The sequence below is a fragment of the Flavobacterium marginilacus genome (genome assembly GCF_026870155.1).
Lineage (GTDB): Bacteria > Bacteroidota > Bacteroidia > Flavobacteriales > Flavobacteriaceae > Flavobacterium > Flavobacterium marginilacus.
This window is the reverse complement of the sequence record NZ_CP113975.1, coordinates 3,996,053-4,010,470: the sequence shown is the minus strand read 5'-3', so window position 1 is coordinate 4,010,470 and position 14,418 is coordinate 3,996,053. Positions and strand designations below refer to the sequence as shown.

Annotated in this window: 13 protein-coding genes; 1 reads left to right on the top strand and 12 read right to left on the bottom strand. The window is 35.7% G+C overall.

What is annotated here, in order from left to right; translation table 11 throughout:
- Positions 1–8: 8 nt before the first annotated feature.
- The 3 genes from meaB to OZP07_RS16575 form a co-directional block, all read right to left on the bottom strand.
- On the bottom strand, positions 9–1,103 hold the full coding sequence (meaB, locus tag OZP07_RS16585) for a methylmalonyl Co-A mutase-associated GTPase MeaB (RefSeq protein ID WP_281635982.1): 1,095 nt from the start codon (positions 1,101–1,103) through the stop codon (positions 9–11).
- A gap of 107 nt (positions 1,104–1,210) precedes the next feature.
- The gene (locus OZP07_RS16580; protein ID WP_281635981.1) at positions 1,211–1,852 is read right to left on the bottom strand and encodes an NAD(P)-dependent oxidoreductase; all 642 of its coding nucleotides are present in this window, start codon (positions 1,850–1,852) and stop codon (positions 1,211–1,213) included.
- Positions 1,853–1,909: 57 nt separating this feature from the next.
- Positions 1,910–2,317 carry an RrF2 family transcriptional regulator gene (locus tag OZP07_RS16575; protein ID WP_281635980.1) on the bottom strand — a complete coding sequence of 136 codons (408 nt, stop codon included), beginning with the start codon at positions 2,315–2,317 and terminating at the stop codon, positions 1,910–1,912.
- 116 nt (positions 2,318–2,433) lie between these two features.
- Between OZP07_RS16575 and OZP07_RS16570 the strand changes: the two genes are divergently transcribed.
- Positions 2,434–3,348: an AEC family transporter gene (locus OZP07_RS16570; protein WP_281635979.1), complete on the top strand. Its 915-nt coding sequence runs from the start codon at positions 2,434–2,436 to the stop codon at positions 3,346–3,348.
- A gap of 208 nt (positions 3,349–3,556) precedes the next feature.
- Here the strand turns inward: OZP07_RS16570 and nudK are convergent, their stop codons facing one another.
- The 9 genes from nudK to OZP07_RS16525 all read right to left on the bottom strand — a co-directional run bounded on the left by nudK (position 3,557) and on the right by OZP07_RS16525 (position 14,387).
- A complete protein-coding gene (nudK, locus tag OZP07_RS16565) occupies positions 3,557–4,141 on the bottom strand; it encodes a GDP-mannose pyrophosphatase NudK (RefSeq protein ID WP_281635978.1) in 585 nt (194 codons plus the stop codon).
- A 56-nt stretch (positions 4,142–4,197) separates the two neighbouring features.
- Positions 4,198–5,469: an adenylosuccinate synthase gene (locus OZP07_RS16560; RefSeq protein WP_281635977.1), complete on the bottom strand. Its 1,272-nt coding sequence runs from the start codon at positions 5,467–5,469 to the stop codon at positions 4,198–4,200.
- An 18-nt stretch (positions 5,470–5,487) separates the two neighbouring features.
- Entirely contained in the window at positions 5,488–5,970 is a 483-nt protein-coding gene (locus OZP07_RS16555; protein ID WP_194640871.1) for a Fur family transcriptional regulator, read from the bottom strand.
- 333 nt (positions 5,971–6,303) lie between these two features.
- A complete protein-coding gene (locus OZP07_RS16550) occupies positions 6,304–8,523 on the bottom strand; it encodes a RelA/SpoT family protein (RefSeq protein ID WP_194640872.1) in 2,220 nt (739 codons plus the stop codon).
- Positions 8,524–8,654: 131 nt separating this feature from the next.
- Positions 8,655–9,440 carry a TrmH family RNA methyltransferase gene (locus tag OZP07_RS16545; RefSeq protein ID WP_281635976.1) on the bottom strand — a complete coding sequence of 262 codons (786 nt, stop codon included), beginning with the start codon at positions 9,438–9,440 and terminating at the stop codon, positions 8,655–8,657.
- A 398-nt stretch (positions 9,441–9,838) separates the two neighbouring features.
- Complete coding sequence (locus tag OZP07_RS16540; protein ID WP_281635975.1) at positions 9,839–11,170, bottom strand: DUF58 domain-containing protein; 1,332 nt, start codon at positions 11,168–11,170, stop codon at positions 9,839–9,841.
- Between the two features lie 91 nt (positions 11,171–11,261).
- A complete protein-coding gene (locus OZP07_RS16535) occupies positions 11,262–12,233 on the bottom strand; it encodes a HaeIII family restriction endonuclease (RefSeq protein ID WP_281635974.1) in 972 nt (323 codons plus the stop codon).
- Complete coding sequence (locus tag OZP07_RS16530) at positions 12,233–13,324, bottom strand: DNA cytosine methyltransferase (RefSeq protein ID WP_281635973.1); 1,092 nt, start codon at positions 13,322–13,324, stop codon at positions 12,233–12,235. Before OZP07_RS16530 ends, OZP07_RS16535 begins: the two co-directional genes overlap by 1 nt.
- 55 nt (positions 13,325–13,379) lie before the next feature.
- The gene (locus tag OZP07_RS16525; protein ID WP_194640876.1) at positions 13,380–14,387 is read right to left on the bottom strand and encodes an AAA family ATPase; all 1,008 of its coding nucleotides are present in this window, start codon (positions 14,385–14,387) and stop codon (positions 13,380–13,382) included.
- Between the last annotated feature and the right edge of the window lie 31 nt (positions 14,388–14,418).

Sequence of the window (14,418 nt, the reverse complement as noted above, 5' to 3'; positions counted from 1 at the left end):
ATCTCGAATCATTCTTTGTTTTTAAAATAATTATCCAATAAGATCTGAGCTGCAGCAAAAGGTGAAATTTCATTATTATCAACTGCTTTCTTTGTGGAATTTAATAGTTCAGTGATTCTTGGCTGATTGTGAAAATTATTTTTTAATTGTTCATCAATGGTTTCCATCATCCAGGAGATATTCTGCTCTTTTCTTTTTTCTTCAAAATAATGATTTGACTTCACTAATTCGAAATAATTCAAAATTGTCTGCCAGACTGTATCAATTCCTTCTCTGGTCAAAGCACTGCAGGTTGAAACCGTAGGAATCCATCCTGATTTTTTTGGAGAAAATAAATGAAGGGCTCGGTTGAATTCTAGTTTTGCCGCTTGCGCTTTCTTGATATTATCTCCATCTGCTTTATTGATTATAACTGCATCGGCCATTTCCATAATACCGCGTTTGATGCCTTGAAGTTCATCGCCGGCGCCGGCAATTTTTAATAGTAAAAAGAAATCGACCATACTGTGAACCGCTGTTTCGCTTTGTCCTACGCCTACAGTTTCGATTAAGATAACATCAAATCCAAAGGCTTCGCAAAGCGTAATCGTTTCTCTTGTTTTGCGGGCAACACCGCCAAGAGTTTCTCCTGATGCCGATGGGCGGATAAAAGCATTTTCGTCTTTTACCAATTCTTCCATTCGGGTTTTATCGCCGAGAATGCTCCCGTGCGAAATGGTACTGCTGGGGTCAACGGCAAGAACTGCAGCTTTTTTTCCTAAACTTGTCAAATGTTTTCCAAAAGCTTCAATGAAAGTGCTTTTGCCAACGCCCGGAACACCTGTGATGCCTATACGCAGGGAGTTATTAGTATGGGGAAGACAGCCTTGGATAATTTCATTTGCTTTGGCTAAATGATCGTTATTAGTGCTTTCAATCAAGGTGATGGCACGGCTCAGAGCTGTTATATTTTTGGATAAAATTCCTTCGATTAATTCTGATGCTGAAGGCTGTTTTTTTCTTGACTCTTTGATTTGGCGTATAGCATTCAAGCTGATTGTTTCTTGATGGGAAACACCGGATTTTAGTTTTAAAGTGCTTGAATTTGTTTTTTGGACTGACAAAATTTTTGTTTTTTTTGAAAGAAGTAAAAGTAATCAAAACAAAAACAGTTTCAAAAGCGGAAAAATGCTTTTGAAACTGTTTTTTGTGAATTAATAAGTCTTGTAAATTAATAAGCTGCAGTAAAACGAACCTGATGATGTTTTGGGTTTTCTGCTTCGTCAGCAATAACCACTGCTAAATCTTCGACTGAAAGTATGCTTCGCTGTTCTTCGTTAAAAACCGGATTTTCTAGACCCAATCTATATTTTCCTGTTCGTCCTGTTGTGATTCCCTGATGCATTTCGATAGCAGGACTGAAAAAAGCCCAGTCTAATTCTTTTTCTTCTTTAATGATGTTTAAATATTCTCTTGCGGCCGAAGCAGCTTCGTAATATTCTTTTGGAAATTCTGCAGTATCAACTAGCTGTACATCTGGTGCAATGTATAAACTTCCGGCACCGCCAATGGTGATGAATCTTTTTATCCCTGATTTTTTTACAGCTTCCTGAATAGCTTTGGATCCTGCAATAAATTCATCGTGGATATTTGGGTTCGTCCAGCCTGGATTGTATGCATTAACAATAATATCGTTTCCTTTTAAGGTTTCTGCCAAAGAATCTGTATTAAAGATATCGGCTGCTACCCATTTAGCATCAGAAGTATCTTTTGGGGTTCTTGCAATAGCAGTAATTTCATGGTTTCTGCCTGCTAATTCATTTAAAATTGCGGATCCTACAAATCCTGTAGCTCCAATAATAGCGATTTTCATAGTGTTATATATTTAAAAGTAATAAAAAATGTTACAGTTTTAGTCAAAAAAATAGAACTAAAATTTATTGGAAAAATCTTCCAGTGTGATTTCGCTCAGCTGTGAGCCGATTGTCTGGTTGATATCTTCATATAAATTCTCTAAATTTTTATTGATTTGTCTGCCAATAGGGCAATCTGGATTTGGTTCGTTTTTAGAAAAACCTAATGTTACGGTATCAAAAGTCATTTTGAAAATGTCATCCAAAGTGATTTTTGATGTCGATTTCAACAGGCGCGTACCACCGTTTTTGCCTTCTTTGCTTTCTACAATATTGTTTTTTTTCAGGTTTGCAATTTCTTTTCTGACCAAAACCGGGTGAACATTCATACTGCCCGCAATAAAATCTGATGATAGATAATCATCTGGAAATTTAGAAAGCAAAGTCAGAATGTGAATTGTTATGGCAAATTTACCTGAAATCATACTGTAATAAAATTTATTGCAAATATAAAACTAAAATTGATATCGGCAAGACTGTTAGTGAAAAAAATGATGGTCTTAAAAATTTAAAGTGGTATTTTTGCAGTCAATTCTGCATTATGTATAATATCATTTTAATCTTCGTTTGTTTATTAGCCGGTATTTTTTTACAAAAAGTAAAGCGTTTACCGATCAATTTATATAAGAAGCTGAATTATATTGTTATTTATTTTTGCCTTCCCTCATTAGCCTTATTTTACATTCCAAAAATTGTGCTGGATACAAAATTACTGTACCCGATTGGCGTTACCTGGATAGGGTTTACAACAGCAATTTTGTTTTTTAGTCTGTTGGGGGCGCGGTTAAAATGGTCCAGAAAACTGACAGGCTGCATGATTATGACTGCGGGTTTTAGTAATACGTCTTTTTTAGGATTTCCAATTATTCAGGCTCTGTACGGGAATGAAGGATTGAAAATGGCTATTCTGGTCGATCAGCCGGGGACATTTGTCGTGCTTTCCACTTTGGGAGTTTTTATCGCCACTTTATATTCTACCGGAAGCCCAAACGGACTGGAGATTATCAAAAAAATACTTTTTTTTCCGCCGTTTATTGCATTTCTGCTGGCCTGTTTTATGAATGTTTTTCATTTTGATTTTCATGAATATATTCAGTTTGGCCTGCAGAAGGCGGGGAGTGTAATGACGCCTTTAGCAATGCTTTCGGTAGGACTGCAGCTGCAGTTTGACAGAAAGAGCAAGCATTTCAAATTTTTGGGATTAGGACTTGTCTATAAATTAATCATGACTCCGGCTTTAATTTATCTGCTGTATGTTGTGATTATGAAGCAGCATTCGCAGATGATTCAGGTATCGGTTATGGAAGCAGCGATGGCTCCGATGATTTCGTCTAGTATTATTGCTTCTTCTTATGGTTTAAAGCCTCGATTGTGCAGTATGATGATCGGTTTTGGAATTCCTATTTCTTTTTTCACATTAGTGTTTTGGTATTTTGTTGCCAATTTCATTTTATGACTATCCGTGACTAATACCCAATCGATAAAATTGGCCACAGATTATAAAGATTAACACAGATTTCTAAAAAATGCATGTAAAATCTGTGAGAATCTGTGTAATCAGTGGCAAAAAAACATTTAGTATGATTTGCGGATAGTCATATTTCATTTTATAAAATTACACTCAGATAATACAGAATTTAATCTTTTGTATTTCGTCTGCTTTTTTAGGATACCAAATTATGGATTTTAGCATACTGCAGTAACATAATAGTTTTTGCATCTTTTATTTCGCCAGATTCTATCATGACATACGCTTGGTCAAAAGGAATCTCGAGGACCTCAATTTCTTCGTGTTCGTTTGCCAGTCCTCCGCCTTCATTTACTTTCATGCTGATGTCATATTCGCCTATGAAGTAATGCAGAATTTCGGTTACCGCTCCAGGCGACATATAGGCTTCAAAAACTTTTTTAACTTTTTGGATGCGGTAGCCCGTTTCTTCTTCCGTTTCACGGATAATGCAGGCTTCTGGGTTGTCTTCGTCCAAAAGTCCAGCACAGACTTCTATCATTAAACCGCTTTTGTTACCGTTCATATAGCTGGGCAGTCTAAACTGCCGTGTCAGAATAACAGTTTCTTTGTGTTTGTTGTACAGTAAAATTGCAGCTCCATTGCCTCTGTCATACACTTCACGTACCTGAGTGTCCCATGTTCCGTCTTTTTTTTGATAATCAACAGTTACTTTGTTCAGGATGTACCAGTTGTCCGAAAGTAATTCGGTTTTCTGTATTTTGTACTTAGGATTGTCCATGTTTTCATGTTTTTAATGCTAAAAAAAACGCCCCGATAATTCGGGACGTTTACTTATTATTTTAAAATTGTCTGTTTTCTGTCTGGTCCAACAGAAACAATTTTTATTGGAACTTCAACTTCTTTTTCAATGAATTCGATGTATTCTTTCAGTTCAACAGGTAATTCTTCGTAAGTTGTCATGCCTGTTAAATCTTGGTGCCATCCTTTGAATTCTTTGAATACCGGGGTTACATTTTCCGGTTCGATGTTGTAAGGGAAATGTGAAATATTTTTTCCTTTATAGTTGTATTCAGTACATACTTTTAAAGTTTCAAAACCAGAAAGAACATCACCTTTCATCATCATTAACTGAGTTACACCGTTGATTTGAACAGCATATTTCAATGCTACTAAATCTAACCATCCGCAGCGTCTTTGTCTTCCAGTAACTGAACCAAATTCGTTTCCAACTTTGGCCATTGTAGCACCGTCTTCGTCAAAAAGTTCTGTTGGGAAAGGACCGCTTCCTACGCGTGTTACGTAAGCTTTGAAAATTCCGTATACTTCTTTAATTTTATTAGGAGCAATCCCTAAACCTGTACAGGCTCCGGCAGCAGTTGTATTTGAGGAGGTTACAAATGGATATGTTCCAAAATCAACATCAAGCAATGAACCTTGAGCACCTTCGCAAAGGATTGATTTTCCAGCTTTTTGAGCTTGCGCTAAATATTCTTCACTGTCAATAAAATCTAATGTTTTTAAAACTTCGATTGATTCGAAGAATTCTTTTTCCATTTCGGCCAGATTGTACTGAATGTTGACATCGTAGAATTTAATCATTTCTTCGTGTTTGTCAGCCAAAGCTCTGTAACGGTCTTCAAAATCTTCTAATTCAGTATCTCCGACACGCAGACCGTTTCTTCCGGTTTTGTCCATGTAAGTTGGTCCGATTCCTTTAAGTGTAGAACCAATTTTTGCTTTACCTTTTGAAGCTTCAGATGCTGCATCCAATAAACGGTGTGTTGGTAAAATTAAGTGTGCTTTTCTGGAAATGATTAATTTGGATTTGATATCCATATTAAATTTTTCAAGACCTTCAATCTCTTTTTGAAATACTACTGGGTCAATTACTACTCCGTTTCCAATAATGTTTACGGCCGTTTTATGAAAAATTCCAGATGGAATAGTTCTTAGAACGTGTTTAATTCCGTCAAATTCTAAAGTGTGTCCTGCATTTGGCCCACCTTGAAAACGAGCAATTATGTCATAATTTGATGTGAGAACGTCAACAATTTTTCCTTTTCCTTCATCTCCCCATTGTAATCCTAATAATAAATCTACAGTCATTCTATGTTTTATTTGCAGTTAATTTTCTAATGTATTTTCTTCTGTTTTTGCTTGTTTCTTGTTTCCGTATAAGTATAGGGAATGATTGGTGATTTCGATATCAAAAATTTCTTCGATTGTTTTTTTGATAGTCTGAATCCGCGGATCGCAAAACTCAATTACTTCACCAGTATCAGTCATAATGATATGATCGTGCTGTTTGTCAAAATATGATTTTTCGTAATGTGCCTGATTTTGCCCAAATTGATGTTTGCGGACCAGGGCGCAGTCTAATAATAGTTCGATTGTATTGTAAAGGGTGGCCCTGCTGACACGGTAGTTTTTGTTTTTCATTTTGAGGTATAGATTTTCTATATCAAAATGTTCTTCACTTTCGTATATTTCCTGAAGGATAGCATAACGTTCTGGTGTTTTGCGATGTCCTTTATTTTCAAGATACATTGTAAAAACATTTTTTACAATCTCTTGATTTTTGTTGTTATCTGTAGAAATGAGTGTCATATCCTGCAAAGATAAATTATTATTTTAAAAGTTTAAAAAAATAGGGTTTTAATTCTGTTTCCTGAGTTTTATTTATAGGTGTTTAAGACTTTATTATTGAGGTGTTTCTCGATGATAAATCAGGTTCTGGATTACCGCGTTAGGGATAGAAGCAATCCGCCGCTGCGTAGCGTATAGCCCGACAGCATTAGGGAAAGAGACGGTGTATGTCATATTGTTAGCAGGTCTCTTTTCCTAATGTCGGCACGCCCAAATGTTTTTTGGAATTATCTGCTGCTGTTTTCTGGTTTTGAATATCACAATTTTTATTGTTAAAGTTTATTTTGTGATGTTTTAATTTTTATACACCCTTGTTACTTTGTCAATTCCGTCAATCTTTTTGATGTTGTCCATTAGTTTTTTCAAAATAGTGATGTTGGGTACGATTACAGATATCTGTCCTTTGAAAATACCCGCTTCTCCATTGAGTGAAATACTTTGTATATTCACGTTCATATTGTTTGAAATCACTTTTGTCAGTTCGTTTGTAAGTCCTAAACTGTCCATTCCCATAATGTTGATGGTGGCTTTGAAGTCCTGCTGGGTAGAGTCGATCCACTTGGCCTGCATGATTCGGTAAGCATAATTGGACTGTAAGGCAATGGCATTCGGGCAGTCTTTTTTGTGTATTTTGATGCCTTCGTTTATGGTGACAAAACCAAATACTTCGTCACCCGGAATGGGGTTGCAGCAGCTGGATAATTTATAATCGAGTTTGTCCTGCGTTTTTCCAAAAACCAGCATGTCATAATTACTGCTGATAACCTGTTTGTGGATATCCTCGTTGGGAGCATTGTTATTGCGCTTGATTTTATTTTTGAAAAAGTTAATTAAAGAATTGCTTTTCTGGCTGGCATAATCTTTTAGCTGCTGGTTGTCAATTGATCCGACGCCAACTCTGTAAAACAGATCCAGACTTGTTTTTAGTTTAAAAAAGTTAACTAACTCGTTAGTTGTCTGTTCGTTTAGCGTTACTTTGAGATGTTTCAGTTTACGTGTAAGCAGTTCTTTTCCGTCTTCGGCGATTTTTTTCGTGTTCTCATTGAGAACGTTTCTTATTTTATTTTTTGCTCTCGAAGTGGTTACAAAATCAAGCCAGTTGACAGTTGGTTTTTGATGGGGCGAAGTGATGATTTCAACTTGATCACCGCTTTTTAATTCATAATTCAGCGGAACTAATTTTCCGTTGACTCTGGTTCCTCTTGTTTTTATTCCGATTTCAGAATGAATGCTGAATGCAAAATCCAGCGATGTTGCCCCTTTTGGAAGAGATTTGATTTCTCCTTTTGGGGTGAAAATATAAATCTCTTTGGAGTACAGGTTCATTTTGAAATCCTCGACAAAATCGACGGCACTCGTCTCCGAATTTTCAAGCGCTTCTTTGAGCAGATTTAACCAGACATCGAGACCGTTTTCTTCGGTCGCTCCGTTTTTGTATTTGTAATGGGCAGCATATCCTTTTTCGGCTATTTCATCCATGCGTTCGCTTCGCACCTGTACTTCTACCCAGCGTCCTTTTGGTCCCATAACGGTAATGTGCAAGGCTTCGTAGCCAGTTGATTTTGGCGAAGATATCCAGTCACGCAATCGGCTAGGGCTGGGTCTGTAATGATCTGTTACGATGGAATATATTTTCCAGGCCAGGAATTTCTCATCATGTGGATTTGACTTGTAAACAATACGCAGAGCAAACTTGTCATAGACTTCATCAAAACTTACATTTTGTGCCAGCATTTTTCTATTTATCGAATAAATGGATTTTGGACGGCCTTTGATGATATAGTCGATGTTTTCTTCGTCTAAAGCTTTTTTGAGTACTTCGGATATGTCTTTGATGTAAAGATCCTGTTCTTCCTTAGTTTCTCTTATTCTGCTGACAATGTTATTGTATCTCTCTGGTTCTGTATATTTTAATCCTAAGTCTTCGAGTTTGTTTTTTATTTTATAAAGCCCCAATCGATGTGCCAATGGTGCATAGATATATAACGTCTCTGAAGCTAGTTTGACCTGTTTGTAATCTTCCATAGAGTCCATAGTAAGCATATTATGGAGTCTGTCTGCTATTTTTATGAGGATTACCCTAACATCATCATTGAGTGTCAAAAGCATTTTGCGGAAATTCTCTGCCTGCATGGATACATTAAGGTCTTTTTGTACCAATGATATCTTTGTCAAGCCTTCGACCAATTGAGCAATTTTTGGTCCAAACATCTTTTCGATGTCTTTGACTGTAATGGGAGTATCTTCGACAACGTCGTGCATTAAGGCTGCAGCAATAGAAGTTGCGCCCAAACCAATGTCTGAAGCTACAATTTTGGCAACAGCAATCGGATGGAATATATAGGCCTCTCCAGATTTTCTGCGCTGGTCTTTATGAGCGTCTACAGCAACATCAAACGCCTTGCGTATCACTTTCTTATCCTCTGTGGTTAAGGTTTGATAACTAATGCGAAGAAGCTCTTTGTATTCGTGAGCAATTGCTTTGTTTTCTTTTTCTATATCGATTTCTATCATAACGGCATGGTTCAATTCTTAAAAATAAGAAATTTTCAGGAGATTTGCAAAGGTTTTGTGGAGCAGAATTTAGATATGGGAATTAAGAGGCTATTTTTTTTAGATTAAAAAATCTTTTAAAAAATCTAATTTTAAAAACCTCTTTGTCTTTTCGCTTCAAATATCAAAATAGCGGCTGCTACCGAAACATTCATACTGTCAATTTCACCCTGCATTGGGATAATAATATTTTGAGCTGCCATATCTCGCCATTCCTGTGTAAGGCCTGTGGCTTCAGTTCCAACAACCAATGCTGTTGGCGATGTATAATCCTGGGTATGATAGGAAGTAGAATTTTGCAGCGTGGCACAATAAAAATTAATGTTCCGCTCTTTCAAAAAAGCAATAATTTCGGAAGTAGTTCCTGTTGCAATCTGGTTGGTAAACAAACAGCCAACGCTTGAACGAACAACATTAGGATTGTACAAATCACTTTTTGGATTGGCAATAATCACGGCGTCAAGATTTGCTGCATCAGCTGTGCGCAATAATGCACCAATATTCCCTGGTTTTTCTGGAGCTTCCGCAATAAGAATCAGCGGATTTTCGGATAACTGCAAGTCGGATAACTGCATTGATTTGGCTTTGGCTACTGCCAAAATTCCTTCGGTGGTATCTCTGTATGCCAGTTTTTGATAGACTTCTCTGCTGATTTCAATTAACTCGGCATTATCGGATAATTTTCGGGTTTCGGTTTCCGGGCATACTTCGGGTAAAAACAAAACCGTTTCTATTACGTATCCGCCTTTCAAAGCCAGCGAAATTTCTCTTTTCCCTTCAATCAAAAATGTTCCTGATTGTTTACGGGCTTTTGCTTTTTCCTGTAATAAGACCAAAGATTTAATAAACGGATTTTGTATGGAGGCGATTTGTTTCAATGGAAAAGAGGCTTAGTTATGAGGTGCTAAGGTACTACCATTTTTTAAATTCTAAAAACCTTCTAATTCACGGCATTCGCATTTAAAAAAAGATAAACACGAATTTCACCAATTACACTAATTTTTATCAAAATTGAAACTAAATTTTACAAATTTTTACAGCTTAGAAGATTTTGTGTAATTAAATAGCAATCTTAATTCGTGCAAATTAGTGTAATTAGTGTCAAAAATTTTTAAAAACGAATGCCGTGCTTCTAATTGAATCGTTATTGACTAGAAATATGTCAGAACTATTGTTATGTAATTTGTGTTGAAAATTTTGTTCTGTGTAAGCAGTTTTATTTTATGAATACTGATCTATCTGTAATCTAAAATCTAAAATCTGCAGTCTGAAATTTTTACAAAATCCCCCTTGCTTTGATTTCTAAATATTTATTAATGGTGTCCAAAGTCAGATTTTGCGGTTGGGTAAGGACAGAATAAATACCGTATTTCTTAAGTTCGTTGACGATTAATCTTTTTTCGAATGAAAATTTTTCGGCGATTACCTTGTCGTATACTTCTTGAATATTTTCGGCTTTTTTGATGATGATTTCGTTGAGTTCTGTGTTTTGGAAGAAAACTACAACCAATAAATGATTTTTTGCTATTCCTTTCAAATAAGGAAGCTGCCGATGCAGAGCGTCCATCGTTTCAAAATTGGTGTACAAAATAATCAGACTCCTTTGATTGATGTTTTTTTTGATGTCCGTGTACAAACGGCTGAAATCACTTTCAAAAAAATCAGTTTTGATGTTATATAAGGTTTCCAGAATTTTGTGCATTTGCGAAGCGCGCCTTTCGGCAAAAACCCGGTTTTCTACTTTTTTCGAAAAGGCAAACATTCCTGCTTTATCCTGTTTTTTCAAGATAACATTCGATAAAACCAAGGTGGCATTGATGGCATAATCCAGCAGACTTAGTCCATTAAATGGCATTTTCATTACACGGCCTTTGTCAATAATCATATAAACTGACTGCGATTTTTCGTCCTGAAACTGATTGACCATTAGTGCATTTTTCTTGGCCGTTGCTTTCCAGTTCAGCGTTCTTATATCATCTCCCTGATTGTATTCTTTGATTTGTTCAAATTCCATCGTGTGGCCGATCCTGCGGATTTTCTTGATACCGTATTGAAACAAATTGTTAGAAAAAGCCATTAAACTGTATTTTCGTAGCTGAATGTAGGATGGATATGTCGGAACTATTCTTCCGTTATCGAATTGAAACCGTCTCGAAATTAAAAATAAAGGAGAAGAAACATAGATATTCAAATTCCCGAACGAATATTCGCCACGCTCTGTGGGGCGCAGATAATACTGGATTTCGTTTTGTGAAGCCGCTTTTACTTTTCGTTTGATTTCAAAATTGCGGACTTGGAACTGGAAAGGGATTTCGTCAATTATTTTTATTGAAATAGGGAAGGTATAAAAGTTTTTAATACTGATTTTTATTTCATTATCATCACCATTGGAAAGTTTTTCAGACATAATCCGTGTCCCTTCAATACCGTCTTTGGCAAAAAACAGAATTATGATATCCAGAACTAAAAAAGTCAATAGAACCAACAGCACATACCAAGCGACATTGTACAAGGCTGGGAAAATAAAGGCCAAAATGAACAATCCCATAACGCCCAAAAGCGCATAGAAAAAGAAATTGTTGATGTATAAACTTTTTATTGGTTTCATAGTATATGCTTTGTATAGTGATTGATTACGACGATAAGGTATTCAATCTATTATCGATTTTAAACAAATTCCAGCATTAGTATGGTGTATTTTACCCAATAAATAATTGATTTGAAAAAAGCGAATGTGGAGCTGAAACTAAGTTAATGTCGAATTTTAATGATGGCTCAATTCGAGAACTTGCGTTATGAATCCTAAAAGAAATTTGCCAGCCTTCATTTAGAGTTACTAAAAGGGTTGTTTGAGAATTTTCTTGATAAACAACTTCGATCAATCTATTAGGCAATTTTAACCTTTGAATTTTAGCTTTTGGTTTGATATTTTCAAAGGATAAATTCAATGTGCCGTGTAAGTTGTAGGCTTGTATTTCAACTTTGTTTTTTCCTTTAATGACTTTGTAAAAATCTTGATTACCAATTAAATATTCAACTAGTCTTTCTGCCACGCTTCCAGGATTTTCTTTGTCTAATCTCAATAATTCAGTTTTAAAAGCATTCAAAATAGGAACATAGACAGATGTGTGATAATCTCCTAAAGTATCCCATTTTTGTGTTCCTTTACTTGCGGTTCTTAATTTCATCAAATTACTGAAAACAGGTTTGATTTGTTCAAAATATTCAATAGAACAAGGAATTCTTAGCCATTTTTGACCAAAATCAATATCATTTGACAAGCGTGAATGTTTAACTGCTCTATGATTATTTTTTGCTGAAATTCCAATCTCCCATTTTTGCAACGACCTAATGGCTAAAACATCACGAACATCACCTGTTTGACCTGCTTTATCTGCAACAATTTCTAATTGTAAAATGTCATTTTCGTCAATTCCATTTGCTAAACGTGGTTCTATATCAAGTAAAAAATTAACAGCAAAACTTGCAACTAATTTATAATTACCTTGTTCTTTTTCATCAAAACTCACAAAACATTTAAGAGCAGTTTTAAATGGTTCATTTTCGATAACTGTAACAGAGGTTGTAACTTTTAAACGTTCTAAGAATTCATTTAACAAAGCGTATTCAAATGCTTTACCATTTATTGTTTGAGTTGATACTTTTGCCATTATGCTGATACACTTTTAATTATTTCGTTCATTTTTTCAAGTACAATATTTCCATTTACTTCAGTTAGAATACTTTCTTGATTAATATTTTGATTAACATTTAGCCCATCCAAATCAGAATATATTTTTTGAGCTAAAACCTTTCCCATTCTAACAGGAACAGCGTTTCCAATCATTTTGTAACCAGCTACAACACTATTATATTCAAAAGAAAAGGTATCAGGGAAAGTTTGGATTCTTGCACATTCACGAACGCTTAATCTTCGATACAGATGTTCTTTTCCTTTTACAAATTCTCTAATATTTTGTTCAATAAAATTCATCTTTGGTGCTTGTGGATGTATCGGAGCGTGTCTACCACCAGCTTGAATCGTGAAAGAAACTTCATTCCAAGAACGAACTCTATTTCTTGACATAAACATAGAAGAGAAACCTCCAATCATATATTCGTGATTCAATACTTTGCAATCATTTCCATTAGTGTAATTTCCTGATTTTGCAGGTAATGCAGTATCTTTTAAATCTCCAATCGCTTTTTCAAGTGTAACTTTACTTTCAGGAGTAGTTGGTTTTGGAAAAGTAAACTTTATTCCTAAATCCTTTCTATACCCAATAAAGAAAACACGTTTTCTATCTTGTGGAATACCGAAGTCCGAAACATTCAATAATTGGAATGTCAAATTATAACCAATATCTGTAAACATTTGTTTTATATTTGCTAAAGCATCTTTGTGTGCAGGTAATAACATTCCAGATACATTTTCAGCTAAAAAAAACTTTGGTTTTTTATCTGCCAAAATCCTTATAAATTCATAAAACAGTTGGCCTCGTTTATCGGCGATTCCTCTTTTTGAACCTGCTTCCGACCAACTTTGACAAGGTGGACCACCAATTATTCCGTCACAATCAGGAACTTCATTTGAAGGGATATCAGCAATACTTCTCCTGTCTAAAATTGTTTTTTTATGATTTTTTTCATACGTAGCCCAAATTTCTTTGTCGTATTCATTTGCCCATATTACATCAAAACCAGCCTTTTCAAAGCCTAAATCAAGCCCTCCAGCTCCTGCAAAAAATGATACTACTTTCATCGAATTGAAACATTAGAGTTTAAAATACAAACCTACAATTTTTATAATTTGAAACCTACCTCGGAATCTCCACGCTCTCCAATATTTGCTTGACAATTTCGATGCTCGTAATTCCTTCCATTTCACGTTCAGGAGTTACTATGACACGGTGCTGTAAAACAGGAATTGCAGCTTCCTTAATATCTTCGGGAGTCACGAAGTCGCGTCCTCGTATTGCAGCAAAACCTTTGGCGGCGTTTAAAATCGCAATCGAAGCACGAGGCGAAGCACCAAGATATAAAAAGGCGTTTTCACGAGTGTTAACCACAATTTTAGCAATGTATTCCAGCAGGTTTTGTTCTACAATTATTTGTTTGACCAATGTTTGGTACTGCTTAATTTCTTCCGATGAAAGCAGGGTTTTAATATTGTCCAGTTTGCCTTGGTTCTGTAGTAAATGTTCTCTTTGGATTATGGCAATTTCTTCGTCTATTTTTGGATATTCGATAGAAATTTTGAATAAAAAACGGTCTAATTGTGCTTCTGGCAAGCGGTAGGTTCCTTCCTGTTCAATTGGATTTTGGGTTGCAATAACCAAGAAAGGCGTGTCAAGAGCATAGGTCACGCCATCAATGGTAATTTGGCGTTCTTCCATAACTTCAAAAAGGGCTGCCTGAGTTTTTGCAGGAGCACGATTTATTTCATCAATCAAAATCAAGTTGGAGAAAATAGGTCCTTTTTTGAATTCGAATTCTGATTTTTTCAGGTCAAAAACGGAAGTTCCTAATATATCAGAAGGCATTAAATCAGGTGTAAACTGAATCCGGCTGAAGCCAATGTTTAAAGTTTTGGACAAAAGTTTTGCCGTAATCGTTTTGGCAACGCCCGGAACACCTTCAAGCAAAACATGACCATTGGACAGGATAGCGACCAACAGCTGATCAATCATTTTGTTCTGCCCCACGATAACAGTTTCGAGTTCTTGTTTAATAGCATTGATACTGTTTAAAAGCGGTTCCAAGTTGATTCGGGATTGAAAATTTACGCTTTCGGTCATATTTTCAGTTGTGGTTATATCTTCCATATATTTCTTTAATTATGTTGCTTTTTTGGCA